This is a genomic window from Streptomyces sp. NPDC030296, assembly GCF_055572815.1.
On sequence record NZ_JBVICQ010000004.1, the window covers coordinates 399,308 to 417,719 of the forward strand.

13 protein-coding genes and 1 pseudogene are annotated in these 18,412 nt (G+C 71.1%); 5 read left to right on the plus strand and 9 right to left on the minus strand.

The window, feature by feature from the left end; translation table 11 throughout:
* Positions 1-23: 23 nt before the first annotated feature.
* Genes gnd through tkt form a run of 6 tightly spaced genes read right to left on the minus strand, consistent with a single transcriptional unit; the run spans position 24 to position 8,367 of the window.
* Complete coding sequence (gnd, locus tag ACZ4Z3_RS13715) at positions 24-905, minus strand: phosphogluconate dehydrogenase (NAD(+)-dependent, decarboxylating) (RefSeq protein ID WP_468501132.1); 882 nt, start codon at positions 903-905, stop codon at positions 24-26.
* A gap of 1 nt (position 906) precedes the next feature.
* Positions 907-2,661 (minus strand): glucose-6-phosphate isomerase, encoded by a 1,755-nt coding sequence (gene pgi, locus ACZ4Z3_RS13720; RefSeq protein WP_468501133.1) that lies wholly within the window; start codon positions 2,659-2,661, stop codon positions 907-909.
* Positions 2,654-3,592 carry a glucose-6-phosphate dehydrogenase assembly protein OpcA gene (gene opcA, locus ACZ4Z3_RS13725; protein WP_468501134.1) on the minus strand — a complete coding sequence of 313 codons (939 nt, stop codon included), beginning with the start codon at positions 3,590-3,592 and terminating at the stop codon, positions 2,654-2,656. Before opcA ends, pgi begins: the two co-directional genes overlap by 8 nt.
* A complete protein-coding gene (gene zwf / locus ACZ4Z3_RS13730; RefSeq protein ID WP_468501135.1) occupies positions 3,589-5,142 on the minus strand; it encodes a glucose-6-phosphate dehydrogenase in 1,554 nt (517 codons plus the stop codon). The genes opcA and zwf overlap by 4 nt, the downstream gene beginning before the upstream one ends.
* Positions 5,139-6,296, minus strand: a complete 1,158-nt coding sequence (gene tal / locus ACZ4Z3_RS13735) for a transaldolase (protein ID WP_468501136.1) — start codon at positions 6,294-6,296, stop codon at positions 5,139-5,141. Before tal ends, zwf begins: the two co-directional genes overlap by 4 nt.
* A 19-nt stretch (positions 6,297-6,315) precedes the next feature.
* Complete coding sequence (tkt, locus tag ACZ4Z3_RS13740) at positions 6,316-8,367, minus strand: transketolase (RefSeq protein WP_468501137.1); 2,052 nt, start codon at positions 8,365-8,367, stop codon at positions 6,316-6,318.
* 138 nt (positions 8,368-8,505) lie between these two features.
* Between tkt and ACZ4Z3_RS13745 the strand changes: the two genes are divergently transcribed.
* Positions 8,506-9,411 carry a helix-turn-helix domain-containing protein gene (locus tag ACZ4Z3_RS13745; protein WP_468501138.1) on the plus strand — a complete coding sequence of 302 codons (906 nt, stop codon included), beginning with the start codon at positions 8,506-8,508 and terminating at the stop codon, positions 9,409-9,411.
* Between the two features lie 130 nt (positions 9,412-9,541).
* On the opposite strand, the gene ACZ4Z3_RS13750 is transcribed toward ACZ4Z3_RS13745, so the two are convergent.
* A complete protein-coding gene (locus ACZ4Z3_RS13750; protein ID WP_468501139.1) occupies positions 9,542-10,933 on the minus strand; it encodes a glycoside hydrolase family 16 protein in 1,392 nt (463 codons plus the stop codon).
* Positions 10,934-11,410: 477 nt separating this feature from the next.
* On the opposite strand from ACZ4Z3_RS13750, the gene ACZ4Z3_RS13755 reads away from it, so the two are divergent.
* Genes ACZ4Z3_RS13755 through ACZ4Z3_RS13770 form a run of 4 tightly spaced genes read left to right on the plus strand, consistent with a single transcriptional unit; the run spans position 11,411 to position 16,679 of the window.
* A complete protein-coding gene (locus ACZ4Z3_RS13755) occupies positions 11,411-11,974 on the plus strand; it encodes an RNA polymerase sigma factor (RefSeq protein ID WP_468501140.1) in 564 nt (187 codons plus the stop codon).
* 41 nt (positions 11,975-12,015) lie between these two features.
* Positions 12,016-14,886: a CHAT domain-containing protein gene (locus ACZ4Z3_RS13760; protein ID WP_468501141.1), complete on the plus strand. Its 2,871-nt coding sequence runs from the start codon at positions 12,016-12,018 to the stop codon at positions 14,884-14,886.
* A gap of 15 nt (positions 14,887-14,901) precedes the next feature.
* A complete protein-coding gene (locus ACZ4Z3_RS13765; RefSeq protein ID WP_468501142.1) occupies positions 14,902-15,522 on the plus strand; it encodes a hypothetical protein in 621 nt (206 codons plus the stop codon).
* Positions 15,523-15,578: 56 nt separating this feature from the next.
* On the plus strand, positions 15,579-16,679 hold the full coding sequence (locus ACZ4Z3_RS13770) for a serine hydrolase domain-containing protein (protein WP_468501143.1): 1,101 nt from the start codon (positions 15,579-15,581) through the stop codon (positions 16,677-16,679).
* 309 nt (positions 16,680-16,988) lie between these two features.
* Here the strand turns inward: ACZ4Z3_RS13770 and ACZ4Z3_RS13775 are convergent.
* Together ACZ4Z3_RS13775 and ACZ4Z3_RS13780 are read right to left on the minus strand one after the other, a co-directional pair.
* Positions 16,989-17,765 (minus strand): annotated as a pseudogene (locus ACZ4Z3_RS13775) (IclR family transcriptional regulator); the annotation flags it as partial.
* Positions 17,766-17,775: 10 nt separating this feature from the next.
* Positions 17,776-18,201, minus strand: a complete 426-nt coding sequence (locus tag ACZ4Z3_RS13780) for a MarR family winged helix-turn-helix transcriptional regulator (protein WP_468501435.1) — start codon at positions 18,199-18,201, stop codon at positions 17,776-17,778.
* Between the last annotated feature and the right edge of the window lie 211 nt (positions 18,202-18,412).

The window sequence follows — 18,412 nt, forward strand, 5'->3', positions numbered from 1 at the left end:
CCCCAGGCCGCACCCCCGGCGGGCTACCCCTTCGAGGACTCCACCGCATGCCCTCCGAACTGGTTCCGCAGCGCCGCCACCATCTTCATCTGGGGCGAGTCGTCCTGGCGGGACGCGAAGCGGGCGAACAGGGACGCCGTGATCGCCGGCAGCGGCACCGCGTTGTCGATGGCGGCCTCGACCGTCCACCGGCCCTCCCCGGAGTCGGCGGCGTAGCCGCGCAGCTTCTCCAGGTGCTCGTCGGCGTCCAGCGCGTTGACCGCGAGGTCCAGCAGCCAGGAACGGATGACCGTCCCCTCCTGCCAGGACCGGAACACCTCACGGACGTCGGTCACCGAGTCCACGGCCTCCAGCAGCTCCCAGCCCTCGGCGTACGCCTGCATCATGGCGTACTCGATGCCGTTGTGGACCATCTTGGAGAAGTGCCCGGCGCCGACCTTCCCGGCGTGGACGTACCCGTACGGCCCCTCCGGCTTGAGCGCGTCGAAGATCGGCTGGAGCCGGTCCACGTGCTCCTTGTCTCCGCCGACCATCAGCGCGTAGCCGTTCTCCAGGCCCCACACGCCGCCCGAGACACCCGCGTCGACGAAGCCGATGCCCTTGGCTCCCAGCTCCTCGGCGTGCTTCTCGTCGTCCGTCCAGCGGGAGTTGCCGCCGTCGACGACGGTGTCGCCGGCCGACAGCAGGTCCGCCAGCTCGTCCACGACGGACTGGGTGGCGCCACCGGCGGGGACCATCACCCAGACCGTGCGCGGCGCGTCGAGCCGCTCGACGAGTTCGGCGAGGCTGCCCACGTCGGAGACGTCGGGGTTGCGGTCGTAGCCGATGACGGTGTGGCCGGCGCGGCGGATCCGCTCGCGCATGTTCCCGCCCATCTTGCCGAGACCGATGAGACCGAGCTGCATGTCAGTTCACTTCTTCCTGAACGTCACGGGAGTCATGGGAGTCGTGGGTGTCGTGGGGGGCCTGGGTGTCGCGCAGCGCGCGGTACGCGGCGACCAGGGCCGCCGTGGACGGGTCGAGCCCGGGCACGTCGGCGCCGTCGGTCAGCGCGGGTTCCACCCGCTTGGCGAGGACCTTGCCCAGCTCGACGCCCCACTGGTCGAAGGAGTCGATGTTCCAGATCGCGCCCTGGACGAACACCTTGTGCTCGTAGAGGGCGATCAGCTGGCCGAGGACCGAGGGGGTCAGCTCGGGTGCCAGGACGGTCGTCGTGGGGCGGTTGCCGCGGAACGTGCGGTGCGGCACCTGCTCCTCGGGCACCCCTTCGGCCCGTACCTCCTCGGCGGTCTTCCCGAAGGCCAGCGCCTGGCCCTGCGCGAAGAGGTTGGCCATCAACAGGTCGTGCTGTGCGGCGAGTTCGGGCTCCATCCCGGCGACCGGCCGGGCGAAGCCGATGAGATCGGCGGGGATCAGCTTGGTGCCCTGGTGCAGCAACTGGTAGTACGCGTGCTGCCCGTTGGTGCCGGGCGTGCCCCACACCACCGGACCGGTCTGCCACTCGACGGGCAGCCCGTCACGGCCCACGTACTTGCCGTTGGACTCCATGTCCAGCTGTTGCAGATACGCGGTGAACCTGGACAGGTAGTGCGAGTAGGGCAGCACCGCGTGCGACTGGGCGTCGAAGAAGTCTCCGTACCAGACGCCCAAGAGGCCGAGCAGCAGCGGGGCGTTGGCCTCCGGCGGTGCCGTCCTGAAGTGGTCGTCGATCGTGCGGAAGCCGTCCAGCAGCTCCCGGAAGCGGTCCGGGCCGACAGCGATCATCAGGGACAGGCCGATCGCCGAGTCGAAGGAGTAACGGCCGCCGACCCAGTCCCAGAACTCGAACATGTTGTCCGGGTCGATCCCGAACTCGGTGACCTTCCTCGCGTTCGTCGACAGCGCCACGAAGTGCCGGGCCACCGCCTTCTCCGCCCCGCTCCCGGCCCCGCTCCAAGCTTCCCCGGAACCGGAGGTGCCCTCGCCGAGCCCGGCCAGCAGCCAGGACCGCGCCGACGTCGCGTTGGTGAGCGTCTCGATCGTCGTGAACGTCTTCGACGCGACGACGAACAGCGTCTCGGCCGGGTCGAGGTCGCGCACCGCCTCGTGCAGGTCGGCGCCGTCGACGTTGGACACGAACCGCACGGTCAGCGACCGGTCGGTGTACGCCCGCAGCGCCTCGTACGCCATCGCGGGACCGAGGTCGGAGCCGCCGATGCCGATGTTGACGACATTGCGGATACGGCGGCCGGTGTGGCCGGTCCAGTCGCCGGAGCGGACGCGGTCGGCGAAGGCGGCCATCCGGTCGAGGACCCCATGCACGGCGGGGACGACGTTCTCGCCGTCCACCTCCACCACGGCGTCACGCGGGGCGCGCAGCGCGGTGTGCAGGACCGCGCGGTCCTCGGTGACGTTGACGCGCTCGCCGCGGAACATCGCGTCCCGCTGCCCGAACACATCGGTCGCCGCGGCGAGTTCGAGGAGCAGGGCGAGCGTCTCGTCGGTGATCAGATGCTTGGAGTAGTCGATACGCAGATCCCCGGCGTGGACGACGTACCGCTCGGCGCGACCGGGGTCGGCGGCGAACAGCTCGCGCAGCGAGGGATGGAGCATCGGGCCCGCGCGGTGGTCGCCCAACTCGGCCCACTCCGGGCGCCGGTTGAGGCGGGGGGCGTCACTCATCGCCGGCGGCCTCCCCGGTGTGCTCGCCGCCGCGCAGGGCGATCGCGTACATCTCGTCCGCGTCGAGGCGGCGCAGCTCCTCGGCGATCAGCTCGGAGGTGGCGCGCACCTTCAGGGCGAGGGTGCGGGACGGCTGGCCCGGCAGGGTGAGCGTGGCGAGCGGGCCCTCGGGGCGGTCGATGACGATCTCCCCGTTCTCGGTGCCGAGCCGTACGCCCGTCACGACCGGCCCGGCGGTGGTGACACGCTCGACGGTGACGCCGAGACGGGCCTCCAGCCAGCGGGCCAGCAGTTCGGCGCTCGGGTTGTCGGCCTCGCTGTCCACGGCCGCCGAGGTGATCTTCGTGCGGGCCTGGTCGAGGGCGGCGGCGAGCATGGAACGCCAGGGCGTCAGCCGGGTCCAGGCCAGGTCGGTGTCGCCGGGCGTGTACGAGGCGACCCGCTGCTCCAGCGCGGCCAGCGGGGACTCGACGGCGTACATGTCGGTGATCCGGCGCTGCGCCAGCGCCCCCAGCGGGTCCTTCGCCGGGTTCTCCGGCGCGTCCACCGGCCACCACACCACGACCGGCGCGTCGGGCAGCAGCAGCGGCAGGACGACGGAGTCGGCGTGGTCGGAGACCTCGCCGTACGTCCGCAGCACGACCGTCTCGCCGGTGCCCGCGTCGGCGCCCACGCGTACCTCGGCGTCCAGGTGCGACCGGGTGCGGTCGCGGGGGGTGCGGGCGTGGCGCTTGATGACGACCAGAGTGCGCGCGGGGTGCTCGTGCGAGGCCTCCTCGGCCGCCTTGATCGAGTCGTACGCGTTCTCCTCGTCCGTCACGATCACCATCGTGAGGACCATGCCCACGGCGGGCGTGCCGATGGCCCGGCGTCCCTGCACCAGGGCCTTGTTGATCTTGCTTGCCGTGGTGTCCGTCAGGTCGAATTTCATGGCCTGCGCCAGCTCCGTCCGTCTCGTGCGAGCATCTCGTCGGCTTCCTCGGGGCCCCAGGTGCCCGAGGGGTACTGCGCGGGCCTGCCGTGCTTGGCCCAGTACTCCTCGATCGGGTCGAGGATCTTCCAGGACTCCTCCACCTCCTGGTGGCGGGGGAAGAGGTTGGCGTCGCCGAGCAGCACGTCAAGGATCAGCCGTTCGTACGCCTCCGGGCTGGACTCCGTGAACGACTCGCCGTACGCGAAGTCCATGGTGACGTCCCGGATCTCCATCGAGGTACCCGGCACCTTCGAACCGAAGCGCACGGTCATTCCCTCGTCCGGCTGCACCCGGATGACGATCGCGTTCTTCCCCAGCTCCTCGGTGGCCGTGGAGTCGAACGGGGAGTGCGGGGCGGTCTGGAAGACGACCGCGATCTCGGTGACCCGGCGGCCGAGCCGCTTGCCGGTGCGCAGATAGAACGGGACACCGGCCCAGCGGCGGTTGTCGATCTCCAGCTTGACGGCCGCGTACGTGTCGGTCCGGGAGTTCGGGTCGATGCCGTCCTCCTCCAGATAGCCGACGACCTTCTCGCCGCCCTGCCAGGCCTGCGTGTACTGGCCGCGCACGGTGTGGGCGCCCAGATCGGCGGGCAGCCGCACCGACTTGAGGACCTTCAGCTTCTCGGTGAGCAGCGCCTCGGCGTCGAAGGCGATCGGCTCCTCCATGGCGGTGAGCGCCATCAGCTGGAGGAGATGGTTCTGGATGACGTCGCGGGCGGCGCCGATGCCGTCGTAGTAGCCGGCCCGGCCGCCGATGCCGATGTCCTCGGCCATGGTGATCTGGACGTGGTCGACGTACGACCGGTTCCAGATGGGCTCGTACATCTGGTTGGCGAAGCGCAGGGCGAGGAGGTTCTGGACGGTCTCCTTGCCGAGGTAGTGGTCGATGCGGAAGACCTGGTCCGGGTCGAAGACCTCGTGCACGATCTCGTTGAGGTCGATGGCGCTGGCCAGGTCGTGGCCGAACGGCTTCTCGATGACCGCGCGCCGCCAGGAACCCTCGGGCGCGTCGGCCAGCCCGTGCTTCTTGAGCTGCTGGACGACCTTCGGGAAGAACTTCGGCGGTACGGAGAGGTAGAACGCGAAGTTGCCGCTGGTGCCCCGCGAGGCGTTCAACTCCTCGACAGCCGAGCGCAGTTGCTTGAACGCCTCGTCGTCGTCGAAGTCGCCCGGCACGAACCGCATGCCCTCGGCGAGCTGCTGCCAGACCTCCTCGCGGAACTCCGTGCGCGCGTGCTCGCGCACCGCGTCGTGCACCACCTGCGCGAAGTCCTGGTCCTCCCAGTCCCGGCGGGCGAAGCCCACCAGCGAGAAGCCCGGCGGAAGCAGCCCCCGGTTGGCCAGGTCGTACACGGCAGGCATCAGCTTCTTGCGGGACAGGTCACCGGTCACCCCGAAGATGACGAGGCCGGACGGCCCCGCGATCCGGGGGAGCCGGCGATCACGCTCGTCCCGCAGCGGATTGGCCCAGTCGGCCGCCGCCCGAGAGGTCGTCTCCAAGGTCATTCCCCATCAACTCCCTTGCCGTTCATGGACTTCGCCACCGCGTCCAGCAGGTCCTGCCACGCCGCCGCGAACTTGGCGACGCCCTCCTCCTCCAACTGCCGCACGACCTCGTCGTACGAGATGCCGAGCGCCTCCACGGCCGCGAGATCGGCGCGGGCCTGGGCGTAGCCGCCGGTGACCGTGTCGCCGTGGATCACCCCGTGCGCGGCGGTGGCGCGCAGGGTCGCCTCCGGCATCGTGTTGACCGTTCCCGGCGCCACCAGTTCGTCGACGTACAGGGTCGGCTTGTACGCCGGGTCCTTCACCCCGGTCGACGCCCACAGCGGGCGCTGCCTGTTGGCGTTGGCCCCGGCGAGCGCCGTCCAGCGGTCGCCGCCGAAGACCTCCTCGTACGCCTGGTAGGCGAGCCGCGCGTTGGCGAGCGCGGCGCGGCCCCTGAGCGCGAGCGCCTCGCCCGTGCCGAGCAGGGTCAGCCGCTTGTCGATCTCGGTGTCGACACGGGAGACGAAGAAGGAGGCGACGGAGTGGACGGCCGACAGGTCGAGGCCCTTGCGCAGCGCCTTCTCCAGGCCCGCCAGATACGCCTCCATCACCTCGCCGTACCGCTCCAGCGAGAAGATCAGCGTGACGTTGACGCTGATGCCGAGGCCGACGACCTCGGTGATCGCAGGCAGACCCGCCCTGGTCGCCGGGATCTTGATCATGACGTTGGGGCGGTCCACCAGCCAGACGAGCTGCCTGGCCTCGGCGATCGTCGCGCGGGTGTCGTGGGCCAGCCGGGGGTCGACCTCGATGGAGACCCGGCCGTCCCGCCCGCCCGTCGCCTCGTACACCGGGCGCAGCACGTCCGCGGCGGCGCGGACGTCGGCGGTCGTCATCATCCGGACGGCCTCGTCGACCGTCACCCCGCGCACGGCCAGATCGTCGAGCTGCTCCTCGTAGCCCTTCCCGGAGCCGATCGCGGCCTGGAAGATGGACGGGTTGGTGGTCACGCCGACGACGTGGCCGGACGCGACCAGTTCGGCGAGGTTCCCGGAGGTGACGCGCTCGCGGGAGAGGTCGTCGAGCCAGACGGAGACGCCCTCCTCGGAGAGACGTCGCAGGGGGTCCACGGCGGCGGCCGCCGCGGTCGTTTCGGTGGTCACAGTGATCATCTTCCTTCAGGCGCTCGCGTCAACCACGGACGGCGGCCAGGGATTCCCTCGCGGCGGTGACGACGTTCTCGGGGGTGAAGCCGTACTCGGCGAACAGGGTCTCGGCGTCGGCGGAGGCACCGAAGTGCTCCAGGGAGACGAGGCGACCGCTGTCACCGACGTACCGGTACCAGGTGAGACCGATGCCGGCCTCCACCGCCACGCGGGCCTTCACGGACGGCGGCAGCACGCTCTCGCGGTAGGCGCGCGGCTGCTCCTCGAACCACTCCACCGACGGCATCGACACCACCCGGGTCCCGACCCCCTCGGCCTCGAGCCGCTCCCGCGCGGCGACGGCGAGCCGCACCTCGGAGCCGGTGGCGAGGAGGATCACGTCCGGCGTCGGGGTGGAGGACTCCCGGAGCACATAGCCGCCCTTCGCGGCGTCGGCGTTCGGCGCGTAGGTGGGGACGCCCTGGCGGGTGAGCGCCAGCCCGTGCGGCGCGGGGCGAGTGGTGTGCCGCCGCAGGATCTCCGCCCAGGCGATCGCCGTCTCGTTGGCGTCGGCAGGTCGGACGACGTTCAGGCCGGGGATGGCGCGCAGCGAGGCCAGGTGTTCGACCGGCTGGTGGGTGGGGCCGTCCTCGCCGAGACCGATGGAGTCGTGTGTCCACACGTACGTCACGGGGAGCTGCATCAGCGCGGAGAGCCGGACGGCGTTGCGCATGTAGTCGGAGAACACCAGGAAGGTGCCGCCGAAGACACGGGTGTTGCCGTGCAGCGCGATGCCGTTCATCTCGGCGGCCATCGAGTGCTCGCGGATACCGAAGTGGATGGTGCGGCCGTACGGGTTCGCCTCGGGCAGCGGGTTGTCCGCGGGGAGGAACGACGACGTCTTGTCGATCGTTGTGTTGTTCGAGCCCGCGAGGTCGGCGGAGCCGCCCCACAGCTCGGGGATGACGGCGCCGAGCGCCTGGAGGACCTTGCCGGACGCGGCACGGGTCGCGACGGACGTGCCCTCCTCGAACACCGGAAGGTGCGCCTCCCAGCCCTCGGGCAGCCTTCCGGCCACCACGCGGTCGAACAGCTGTGCACGCTCGGGCTGGGCGGCGCGCCACTCGGCGATCCGCTTGTCCCAGGCCGCGTGCGCCTCGGCGCCCCGGTCGAGGGCTCCGCGGGTGTGGGCGAGGACGTCGTCGGCGACCTGGAACGTCTTGTTCGCGTCGAAGCCGAGGATCCGCTTGGTGGCCGCGATCTCCTCCTCGCCGAGTGCGGAGCCGTGGGCGGCCTCCGTGTTCTGCGCGTTCGGCGCCGGCCAGGCGATGATCGTGCGCATCGCGATGAAGGAGGGGCGTGAGGTCTCCTCCCGCGCGGCGGTCAGCGCGTCGTACAGGGCGTGCACGTCGACGTTCCCGTTGAACGCCGGCTCGATCCGCTGGACGTGCCAGCCGTACGCCTCGTACCGCCCCAGCACGTCCTCGGAGAACGCGGTGGCGGTGTCGCCCTCGATGGAGATGTGGTTGTCGTCGTAGAGGAAGACCAGATTGCCGAGCTTCTGATGGCCCGCCAGGGACGACGCCTCGGCCGATATGCCCTCCTCCAGGTCGCCGTCGGAGACGATCGCCCAGACGGTGTGGTCGAACGGGGAGGTGCCCTCGGGCGCGTCCGGGTCGAACAGACCGCGCTCGTAGCGGGCGGCCATCGCCATGCCGACGGCGTTGGCGACGCCCTGCCCGAGCGGACCGGTCGTGGTCTCGACGCCGGCCGTGTGCCCGTACTCGGGGTGACCCGGCGTCTTCGAACCATGGGTGCGGAACGCCTTGAGGTCGTCCAGCTCCAGCTCGTACCCGGCGAGGAACAACTGGGTGTACAGGGTCAGCGAGGTGTGGCCGGGGGAGAGCACGAAGCGGTCGCGGCCGGTCCACTCGGGATCAGCGGGATCATGTCGCATCACCTTCTGAAAGAGCGTGTACGCGGCGGGCGCCAGGCTCATCGCCGTGCCGGGGTGCCCGTTGCCGACCTTCTGGACGGCGTCGGCGGCCAGTAGGCGCGCGGTGTCGACGGCACGTCGGTCGAGTTCTGTCCAGTTCATCTTCAAGAAGTCCTCGATAGGTGCGGCGGATTGGTCCTTGCGCCTTCAAAACTAAAAGTCTGACTTTTGAGAAGGAAGGTTGCCGTGTGCCACCCTTCGGTGAAACTGGGACACCGGCGGACCGGGGCGGGCGGGGGCATGAAGGACACGGGCATCGGGGACGGCGGCGACGTCGGGGCGAGCGGCCGCATCAGAACCTTCCCCTTCCCGGCGGACCTCAGCCTCTCCGGTGTCGGGATGCAGGTCGGCCCGATGGGCGACCGCCGCACCTGGCACGCGGACGTCCCCCTGGAACGGGTGCACCGCATCGACTTCCACGTCGTGATGCTGTTCGACCACGGCCCCGTCACCCACATGGTCGACTTCACCGAGTACGAGGCGGACACGGGCGATCTGCTGTGGATCCGCCCCGGACAGGTGCATCGCTTCTCACGCACCACCGGGTACCGCGGGACCGTCCTCACCATGCAACCGGGCTTCCTGCCCAGGGAAACGGTCGAGGCGACCGGCCTCTACCGCTACGACCTGCCGCCGCTGCTCCGCCCCGACCGGTCCCGACTCGCCGGCCTGCGCGCCTCCCTGGCGCACCTGGAGCGCGAGTACGTCGACACCACCACCCTGCCGCTCGGCCTCCACACCGCCGTGCTGCGGCACTCCCTGACGGCCTTTCTGCTGCGTCTCGCCCATCTCGCGGACAGCTCGGCAGAGGCGTCCCCGAGCCACCACGACACGACGTTCACCCGCTTCCGGGACGCCGTGGAGCGGGAGTTCACCACCAACCACAGCGTCAGCGCGTACGCCGACGCCCTCGGCTACTCGCGCCGCACCCTCGTGAGGGCGGTGCGCGCGGCCACCGGGGAGACCCCGAAGGGCTTCATCGACAAGCGGGTGGTCCTGGAGGCGAAACGGCTGCTGGCCCACACCGACCTGCCGACGGGTCGTGTCGGCGCGGCGGTGGGCTTCCCCGACTCGGCGAACTTCTCCAAGTTCTTCCAACTGCACACCGGGACGACGCCGGTGGCGTTCCGGGCGGAGATGCGCTGACGGCCGCGCCGTACGGGGGACGCGCGGGGGCTCCGCCGACGGGAAAGGGGCCCCGCCCGTGGACGGAGCCCCTCCCCGTAGGGGTCAGTCAGTTGCCCTTTCAGCAGCTCTCAGCAGCTCGCAGCGGCTTTCAGCGGCCGAAGTTGAACCAGTTCACGTTCACGAAGTCCTGCGGCTGGCCGCTCGTGAACGTCAGATACACGTCGTGCGTCCCGGTGACCCGGCTGATGTTCGCGGGCACCGTCCGCCAGGACTGCCAGCCCCCGGTGTTGGCGAGGGCGAAACTGCCGACGGGGGCGTTGGAGCGGCTGTCGAGGCGGACCTCGACCAGTCCGCTCACGCCGGCGTTCGCCCCGCTGGCCACCCGGGCGACGAACTGCGTGGCGCCCGTGGAGCCGAAGTCGACGTTCTGGAACAGTGCCCAGTCACCGTTGGCGAGGGAGCCGATGTTCTGGCCGCCGCCGGAGTCGGTCGTGCTCTCGGTGCTGACCCCGCTCTGGCCGTTGAACGACTCGGCCTGGATGGCGCTGTACGCGTCACGGATGCCCGACGGCGGGGGAGTGGTGGTGCCCCCGGCCGCCGACAGCACCTGGACGTAGTCCACCACCATGGGGACCCCGGAGCGGGTGTCGCCGTCCAGCCCGCCGCCGAACGCGTCGGGGAAGGCGCCGCCCATGGCGACGTTCAGGATGATGAAGAAGCCGTGGTTGGTGGCGTTGGTCCACGTCGTGGCGTCCACCTGGCCGGCGTTGACCGAGTGGAACTGCGTGCCGTCGACGGAGAACCGGATCGTCTCCGGGGTCACCGAGCGGTCCCACTCCATGGTGTAGGTGTGGAAGCCCGACTGGCAGGTGGTGCCCGGGCAGGAGGTGGAGCTGCCGATGCCGGTCGTCTCGTTGCAGGGGCCGCCGGGGTTGGTGCCGCAGTGCATGGTGGCCCACACCTGGTTGCGGCCCTGGACGTTCTCCATGATGTCCAGCTCGCCGACGCTCGGCCAGTTCTGGTAGTTGCCCCGGTAGGGGGCGCCCAGCATCCAGAACGCGGGCCAGTAGCCCTCGGCGGCCGTGCCCGTCACGTTCGGCATCTGGAGCCGGGACTCGACCCTCAGCTTGCCGCCGGCCGGGGGCTGGAAGTCGGTGCGGTTGGTCTCGATGCGGCCGGAGGTCCATCTGCCCGCCGAGTCGCGCAGCGGGGTGATGCGCAGATTGCCGTTGCCGTCGAGCGAGACGTTGGAGGTGCTGTTGGTCATCGTCTCGACCTCGCCGGTGCCCCAGTTGGCGGGCCCGCCGGGGTACGAGGTCCCCGTCGCGTACTGCCAGTTGGAGGTGTTCACACCGGTGCCGGCCGTGCCGTTGAAGTCGTCGAGGAAGACCTGGGTCCAGCCGGAGGGCGGGGTGGGGGCGGCGCCCTGCGCGGCGGTCGCCCCCGCCGTGGCCAGCGCCACCGCGCTGACGACGGCGAGGAGCACGCGCCGGAGCGGGCGGCGACGACGCCCGACGGGTATGCCGGAGGGTTCACTCATGGCGGCCTCTTTGGGGTGGGGAGTACGGAGTGAGGTGCGCGGGCGGAGAACGCTCTGCTCGGTCCCGTTCGTTGAGAGCGCTCTCAAAAGAGGAGCGTGCGGCCAATGTGCGCTCCGCCGCGGCGGTCGTCAAGAGTTAAAGCGGAGAAAGTGCTTGCGGGGAGGGCGAGTTCACCCTGTGAAGACGGCGGCGTCGCGCGGGTGGTTTTGCACGGACGCGCACTCACGGCGCTCAGTAGGGGTGTAGATGTGGGCCGCCGGGTGAGGGGAATGCGTCGATGACTTCAGGGGCTGGTTTCGCCGGGGAACCACGCCGCGGCGAGGTGGTGGCGGGGACCGAGGGCATCTTCAATGCCGTCATCGGGACCGTCGGCCTTTACGCGGCGACCGGATCGCTCTGGATGGCCGGTGCCGCCGGAGGCATCGCGGCCGGGCTCGCCGGGCTGCGCTTCGCCCTCGGCCGACGGAGAGGGTGGCATGCGACTGCTGGAGGATCCACAAGAGCGAAAGCCGTTCGAGGACTTCTTTCGCGAGGAGTATCCGAGGCTGGTGTACGCGGTGATGCGGCTGGGGGCGAACATCGCGGAGGCGGAGGACATCGCGTCCGACGCCATGCTGAGCACCTTGATGCGATGGGCCGACATCGCCGACCCCGCCGCCTACACCCACACCTCCGCGCGGCGGGCGTACTTCGCCAAGGCCAAGCAGAAGCTGAGGGAGGCTCCGCTGGAAGAGGAGCGGGCACGCGAGGGATCCGAGCCGTCGATGACGGACTCACTCGACCTGGGAGACCAGGAAGGCCGAGTGCTCCGGGTGCTGGACCGGTTGCCCCGGGCGCAGCGGACGGTCATGCATCTGCACTACGCGGGTCTGTCCACGGAGGAGATCGCGCGGCACCTGGAGACACCGACAGGTCCACCGGCCACGAGTCGTCGCGGCCCACGCTCTCGGTGTCGGCGGCCACGTCCGCGACGGCGTTGCCCACCGGTCGGCCGTCCACCGATGAAGTACGGCGAGCCGCCGCGGAGTTGTATGCACTGACCGAGCGCCCGGAAAGCCGCATCGAGCGATACCAGCGTGTCGTGGCTCTCATCTTCATCACCTGGCGGCCCCAGTTCCATGTCGGCGCCGCCGACCCCCTGGCCGAGATCACGTCACGGACCGGGCAGTGTGCGAGGGCACTGGAGTCGGCCCGGCCGCTCGGGGACGACCTCCTGACGGCGTGGGTCCTCCTGCATCAGGGGCGCGGCCTGCGGCAGGCCCACGCGTGGCACGAGGCGCTCGCGGCGTACCAAGAGGCGACGAGCCTCGCGGGAGACCTGGCGGGGGAGGGACCGGGACCGCTCCTGGCGGCGCCCGGAACATCCACGGAGTCCGCGGCCGTGCTGCGAGCCGTGCTGGGCTGCCGGTCCCTCAAGGACATCGGCCAGGTGGCCGCCTCCATCGGCGATCTCGGCCTGTGGCACTCGGCGGTGGACCAGATGGTCTCCTTGGCTGAAGGGCTCGTCCCGGTACGGCCGTCGCTCCTGGCCGAGGCCCTGTCCAAGCAGGGCGAGCTCGCCCGCCATACCGGCGACCGCGACACCTTTCGCCAGGTCGAGGACCGGCTGCGATCCTGGGCCGAGCAGAGCGGGCTCAATCGCGTCCGCCGCGCCTGGCTCGCCCAGGCCGCCTACAACGCCGAGCACCTGCACGACCACAGCCGTGCCTATCGGCTGCTGCTCGAGCGGATCGACACCACACTCGAAGGCCACCGGATGCCCGCCACCCCCCTGACGCCGGAAGCCGTCGCTGCCGTGCTGCCCGAACTCCAGCGGCAGGGGCTGCAGGCACGGCGCATCGCCCTCGGCAACACGGCCTACGACTGTGCCGTCCAGCTGTGGAAGGCCGGCCGGACGAAGTCGACCGCAGAGGACTGGGCGGAAGCCCAGGGATGGCTCGATGTGGCCGAGGCCGCCTACCGGAACCACGGCCACAACGGGCTCGCCGCGGTGCGGCTGTCGCGCGCCCGCCTCCTCGCCCAGCACCCGACCGCCCCCGATCCCGCGGGGGCGGTCGACCAGGCACTCGCGGCCGGTGAGTCGGGTCTGAGATCGGGCCTGATGGTCAACGCCGTGGTCGCCGCGGCCGAATGGTGCGCGCCCGGAGACCGGCGGGTGGCTGACCGGCTGACCGAGCTGCTGGCTCGGGCGACGCCGCGCCACCGAGGCGTTCTCCTGTACGGCCGCGCACTGTGGTACGAGCGGATGGCGAGGGCCGGGGAGCAGTCCGGCAACCGCCCGGCCGACGACATCATCACCGGCTGGTATGCGGAGGCCGAGACGGCGGCGCTGGAGGCGGGCGCCGCACTGGAGGTCGGCGGTGTCCTCGTCGACATGACGAAGGCCGCACGGGTGTGGACGATCGCCGCCCGTGTCTGTGCCTCCACGGGGCGGACTCCCCCGGACGACGTTCCCGGGACGACGCTGCGCCGCCTCCTCGACGCGGTGCGGTGCGTGGCCGAACTGTTCATCACCGTTTCGGATCTCGACGAACGCCGCGACCTGGGCCGGGAGCACGGCCCCGTCTTCCGGAAGGCCGCCGACCTCGCGGTGCGTCTCGCGGATCCGGTGGCCGCGGACATGGTGATGGAAGCCGTACGGCGGGACCGCGTCGGCTTACTGATCAGCGACCTCTCTCAGGATCCGGCCGTCACCGATGTCGTCCGGCGCGCCGCCGAGCAGGTCATCGCGGCGAACGCCGCGTTTCCGGCCGTACCGGAGACCGAGACGAGGCCGTCGGACCAGGACGAGACGAGAACGCTGTCGCGTTCCGCCGAGGCCATCGCCGCCACGCGGCTCCGCAGCGCCGAGCAGGCCGATCTCATCCTGGGAGTGCTCGGCAGCCTCACCACGGGGCGGGCACTACCGCACACCACCGCGCGGTCCGTCCTCGACCTGTGCCCCGGGAACGGGGTCAGCGCAGTACTGCAACTGCTGTCCTCGCACGTGAGCGTTCTGGGGGCCGACGATGAGGTCCGCACGCTCTATCGTCGGCTCACCTGGCGGGACGAGGCCGGACAGGTGCACGAACACCTCGACGCGGTCCCCCTGCCCTTCGACCCGACGGAACTCACGCCCGAGCGCAACCGGTACTGGCAGACACTGCCTCGACTCACCTCGGTTCTGCTGCCCGAGCCGCTGCTGCGTCTGCTCCGCTCATCCGACCCGGCGGAGCCCGTGCGGCTGATGATCCTGCCGACCGGGCTCTTCGACATCGCCTTCGACACCCTCCCGCTGGACTCGGAGCGGCAGCTGCTCGACGTCGCGGTGCTCAGCGTCCACGCTTCGCTCACCACGATGACGCACTTACTGGCCAGAGCGACCCTGCCGGCGGTCCAACCGGCCATCGCCGTCTACGACCTGCTGCGGCTCGCCCACGCGGAACAGGAATTCCGCTCGCTGGAGAGTCACCTCTCGCCCCTGTTCGAGATCACCGGCCGAGCGGTGTTCATGGACACCCTCGGATCACAGGACGGGTCGGCGGGTTACCGGATGCTGGCACTCGCCGTACACGGCACGGACGACGCCGTCGGAGGATGGGGGCAGACCAAGATCCTCCCGGACGGCAACCGACTCACGGCCGCCGAAGCGATGGCGCTGTCCTTCCCGCAGTTGTGCGTACTGGCGTCCTGCCACTCCAGCATCCGGCTGCGCGGCGGAGTGGAACTGGCCGGATTCCCGCTGGCCCTGTTCGCCCGGGGCGCCACCACGGTCATCGGCAGCCTCCACGAGATCGACGACGAGGCCACGTCCGAGATCATGCAGGCCTTCTGGCGGGAACTCGGACGTGGCACCGACCCCGTGCGCGCGCTGAGACAGGCGAAGCTCCGCTGGCTCCGGGGAGACCCCAACCGGCGGTACACACCACGCCTGTGGGGCGGCCTCGTCGCCCTCGGCGGCGCCCAATTCTGAGTCGAGTCGAAAGCGATGGCGATGAACCTGAAGGCGTACGAAGCGAGCACGGCGGACTGGAAGCGCCTGCACGCCTACGCGAGGAAGGTGGCCCGGCAGACACGTAGGCCCCGCGCGGCCCCGATCGGATACACCGTCACCGACCACCGCACGGTCGAGCGTGAGGTCGTCCGCGCCTACGGCCCCTTCGGACTGTTCAAGCGCACGGAGACACGATCCGAGAGACAGCCCTTCAACAGGCACGTCCCGGTCATCGGCCGGCACTGGGTGCTGGACGTACGCCATCAGAACATCGAGAGGAACGTCGGCGGCCGAGGCAGTCACCACCAGGAGACGACCCACGAGAAGACCACCTACCTGCTGCTGCCCGACGGTGGGCTCAAGCGCGTCGTGGTGTGGGAGGAGGAATCCGTGTACACCGCCGACGGCAGGACCCGGGTCGTCGTCGACACCTCCCACGAGGTGAGGGACATCGGTGATCAGGAACTGCGGGCGTTCGACTTCGAGAAGCGCCACAGCGAGTACGGGAGGCACGGGCGCGGGACCAAGACATGGGGCGACCGGGAGCCGGGGAAAAGGCTTCTGGTCCACGCGAAGGGAGTCGGCTTGTCGGTGGCGCTGAAACGCCTGTTGTGAGGGGGCGGGACTTATTCGGTGGCTCGGCTCCGGAACAAGCCGTTAGCTTCGCCCCCATGGTGGACACTCACGGCACGTGTACGGATCGATTCACGCCGGTGCGCTCGGCGTTGGCCGCCTCCCTGGCCGACAAGGACGTCGGGGCCTCGGTGGCGGTGTTCGTGGACGGTGAGCCGGAGGTCGACCTGTGGGGCGGCCACCTCGACGCGGACCGCACGATCCCCTGGCGGCGGGACACCCTCACCAACGTCTGGTCCAGCACCAAGACGATGACCGCGCTGTGCGCGCTGATCCTCGCCGACCGCGGCGCCCTCGACCTGGACGCGCCGGTGGCCGCGTACTGGCCCGAGTTCGCCGCCGCCGGCAAGGAGGGCGTACGGGTGAGCCATCTGCTCTCCCACACCGCCGGGCTGCCCGTCTTCGACGCGCCGACCACGCTGGAGGACCTCTACGACTGGCCGACGGTCACCGCGCGGCTCGCCGCGCAGGCGCCCGCCTGGGAGCCCGGCACCGACGCCGGGTACCACGCGGTCACCCAGGGGTATCTCGTCGGGGAGGTCGTGCGCCGGGTCACCGGCCGCAGCCTCGGCACGTTCTTCGCCGAGGAGGTCGCCGGGCCGCTGGGCGCCGACTTCCACATCGGCCTGGGCCCCGAGCACGACCACCGGGTCGCGCCGATCCTCGCGCCGCCCTCCTCCCCGCCCCGCGGGGGCGGCAAGCCCAACCCGGACATCCCGGCGACCGCCGCCAACACCCTCGCCTGGCGGCGCGCCGAGATCCCGGCCGCGGGCGGACACGGCAACGCCCGCTCGATCGCCGCGATCCAGTCGCTGCTTGCCTGTGGCGGCGAGGCCCGAGGCGTGCGGCTGCTCTCGGAGAAGGGGTGCGAACGGGCCCTGGAGGAGCAGTTCGACGGCACCGACCGGGTCCTCGGCGTACCGATGCGCTGGGGCCTCGGCTACGGCCTGAACGCCGGCCAGCTGCCCAACCCCCGCACCTGCTTCTGGGGCGGCTGGGGCGGCTCCCTCGTGCTGGTCGACCTCGACGCCCGGATGTCCGTCGCCTACACGATGAACCAGATGATCGACAACGGCGGCCTCGGCGACGACCGCGCGTTCCTGATCCTCGCGGCGGTGTACGAGAGCCTCACCGCCTGAGACTCCGGCACGGCGTCACGCGTCCGGTGTCCGGTGCCTGGTCGCCCGCCCCGCACCGGGGCCCCGGCTCTCCGGCAGTGGTGCCGCGACCCGTGAGACACGAGGCCGGGCATGCGGCCGGCGCTCCCCTCAGGAAGGCGGGGAGGACGTCGGCGCCGGCCGGGGCGGTGGTGTGGCGGTCCGGCCCGGGATCAGGGATCCCCGGCCGCTGCCGCTGCCGCTGCCGCTGCCGCTGCCGCTGCCGCTGCCGCTGCCGCTGCCGCTGCCCCGGCCCGCGCCCCCGTCGGCGCGGCCCGCCCTCGGCGTCGACCTCTCGTCCGGCTGCCAGCCCAGCGCCCGGGAGATGCCCCGGGCCGCGACCCGTACCGCCGGGGTCAGCACCGGGACCTGCGCGCCCGCCTGGGGCACGACCACCGACACGGCGGCGACCACCGCCCCGCCCGGTCCGCGGATCGGCGCCGCCACCGACAGCGCGTCCTCCGTGACCTGACGGCTGCTCACCGCCACGCCCGTGCGCCGGACGTCCGCCAGCACCCGGCGCAGCCGGGCGCCGTCGGCGATGGTGTACGGCGTGAAGGCGGCCAACTCCCCCTGGCAGTAGGTCTCCTGGTCCGCGGGGTCGCTGTGCGCGAGCAGCGCCAGCCCCACGCCCGTCGCGTGCAGCGGCCAGCGCGCGCCGACCCGGATGTGGACGCCGACGGCCGACCGCCCGGAGAGCCACTCGATGTAGACGACCTCGTCGCCGTCGCGCACCGCCAGCTGCACGTTCTCGTGCGTCGCCTCGTACAGGTCCTCCAGGTACGGCAGCGCGATCTGCCGCAGCGCGAGTCCACGCGGGGCGAGTGCCGCGACCTCCCACAGCCGCAGCCCCACGTGGTAGATCCCGTCCGCGTCCCGCTCCAGGGCGCCCCACTCGGTGAGCGCGCCCACCAGCCGGTGTGCCGTGGTGAGGGTCAGCCCGGCCCGGCGGCTGATGTCGGTCAGTGTCAGCGCCGGATGGCTGTGGTCGAAGGCGGCCAGCACGGCGAGCAGCCGGTCGGGGGCGGAGCGCGCGGCTCCCGGCTCCGGCAGCGCGCCGGCGGTCATCGGCACCGGGTCACCCCAGCCCGGCCTCGGCGACCTTCTGGAGCAGGACGTGGAGCGCGTCGCGCTCGGCGGCGTCCAGCGGCTCCAGCAGCTCGTCGGTGACGCGCCGGCCCGCCTCGTCGGTGTCCCGGAGGAAGGCGCGGCCGTCCTCGGTCAGGACGACGATCCGGCTCCGGCGGTCGTCGGGGGAGGGGCGCCGCTCGGCGAAGCCCAGCTTCTCCAGGTCGTCCACCAGGCCGACGATCGCGCTCGGGTCGTACCCGAGGGACGCGCTCAGCTCCCGCTGGAGCGCGCCCGGCGTGGTGGCCAGGAAGCGTAGCAGCGCGTAGTGGCGCAGCCGCAGCCCCGACTCCTGCAACGAGGCGTTGAACAGCTGCCCCGAGCGCTGCCCCAGGCGGTAGAGCAGATACCCCGTGTCCGCGTGCAGCCCGCGCATCCACGGCTCCCGCGCGTCGATCGAGGCGGAGTTCTGAGTCTGCTGGCCGGCGATGGCGGGCTCCCTGGTCGAGGCCCCTGCGGGGCGGCGCGTGTGGTGCTGCTCCACAGGATGCCCCAAAGACCTCGGCTCAACAACTATTGACGTCAACAACTATTGCTCTTAACTTCGATTTCGAAGCCGCGCAGCCATCCGCGCTGTCACTCCGAAG

Excerpts from the sequence above, each read along its gene's own strand:
- tal (WP_468501136.1), bottom strand. The coding sequence starts at position 6,296 with ATGATCACTGTGACCACCGAAACGACCGCGGCGGCCGCCGCCGTGGAC.
- pgi (WP_468501133.1), bottom strand. The coding sequence starts at position 2,661 with ATGAGTGACGCCCCCCGCCTCAACCGGCGCCCGGAGTGGGCCGAGTTG.
- gnd (WP_468501132.1), bottom strand. The coding sequence starts at position 905 with ATGCAGCTCGGTCTCATCGGTCTCGGCAAGATGGGCGGGAACATGCGC.
- zwf (WP_468501135.1), bottom strand. The coding sequence starts at position 5,142 with ATGACCTTGGAGACGACCTCTCGGGCGGCGGCCGACTGGGCCAATCCG.
- ACZ4Z3_RS13755 (WP_468501140.1), top strand. The coding sequence starts at position 11,411 with ATGCGACTGCTGGAGGATCCACAAGAGCGAAAGCCGTTCGAGGACTTC.
- tkt (WP_468501137.1), bottom strand. The coding sequence starts at position 8,367 with ATGAACTGGACAGAACTCGACCGACGTGCCGTCGACACCGCGCGCCTA.
- opcA (WP_468501134.1), bottom strand. The coding sequence starts at position 3,592 with ATGAAATTCGACCTGACGGACACCACGGCAAGCAAGATCAACAAGGCC.
- ACZ4Z3_RS13750 (WP_468501139.1), bottom strand. The coding sequence starts at position 10,933 with ATGAGTGAACCCTCCGGCATACCCGTCGGGCGTCGTCGCCGCCCGCTC.
- ACZ4Z3_RS13770 (WP_468501143.1), top strand. The coding sequence starts at position 15,579 with ATGGTGGACACTCACGGCACGTGTACGGATCGATTCACGCCGGTGCGC.
- ACZ4Z3_RS13780 (WP_468501435.1), bottom strand. The coding sequence starts at position 18,201 with ATGCGCGGGCTGCACGCGGACACGGGGTATCTGCTCTACCGCCTGGGG.
- ACZ4Z3_RS13765 (WP_468501142.1), top strand. The coding sequence starts at position 14,902 with ATGGCGATGAACCTGAAGGCGTACGAAGCGAGCACGGCGGACTGGAAG.
- ACZ4Z3_RS13745 (WP_468501138.1), top strand. The coding sequence starts at position 8,506 with ATGAAGGACACGGGCATCGGGGACGGCGGCGACGTCGGGGCGAGCGGC.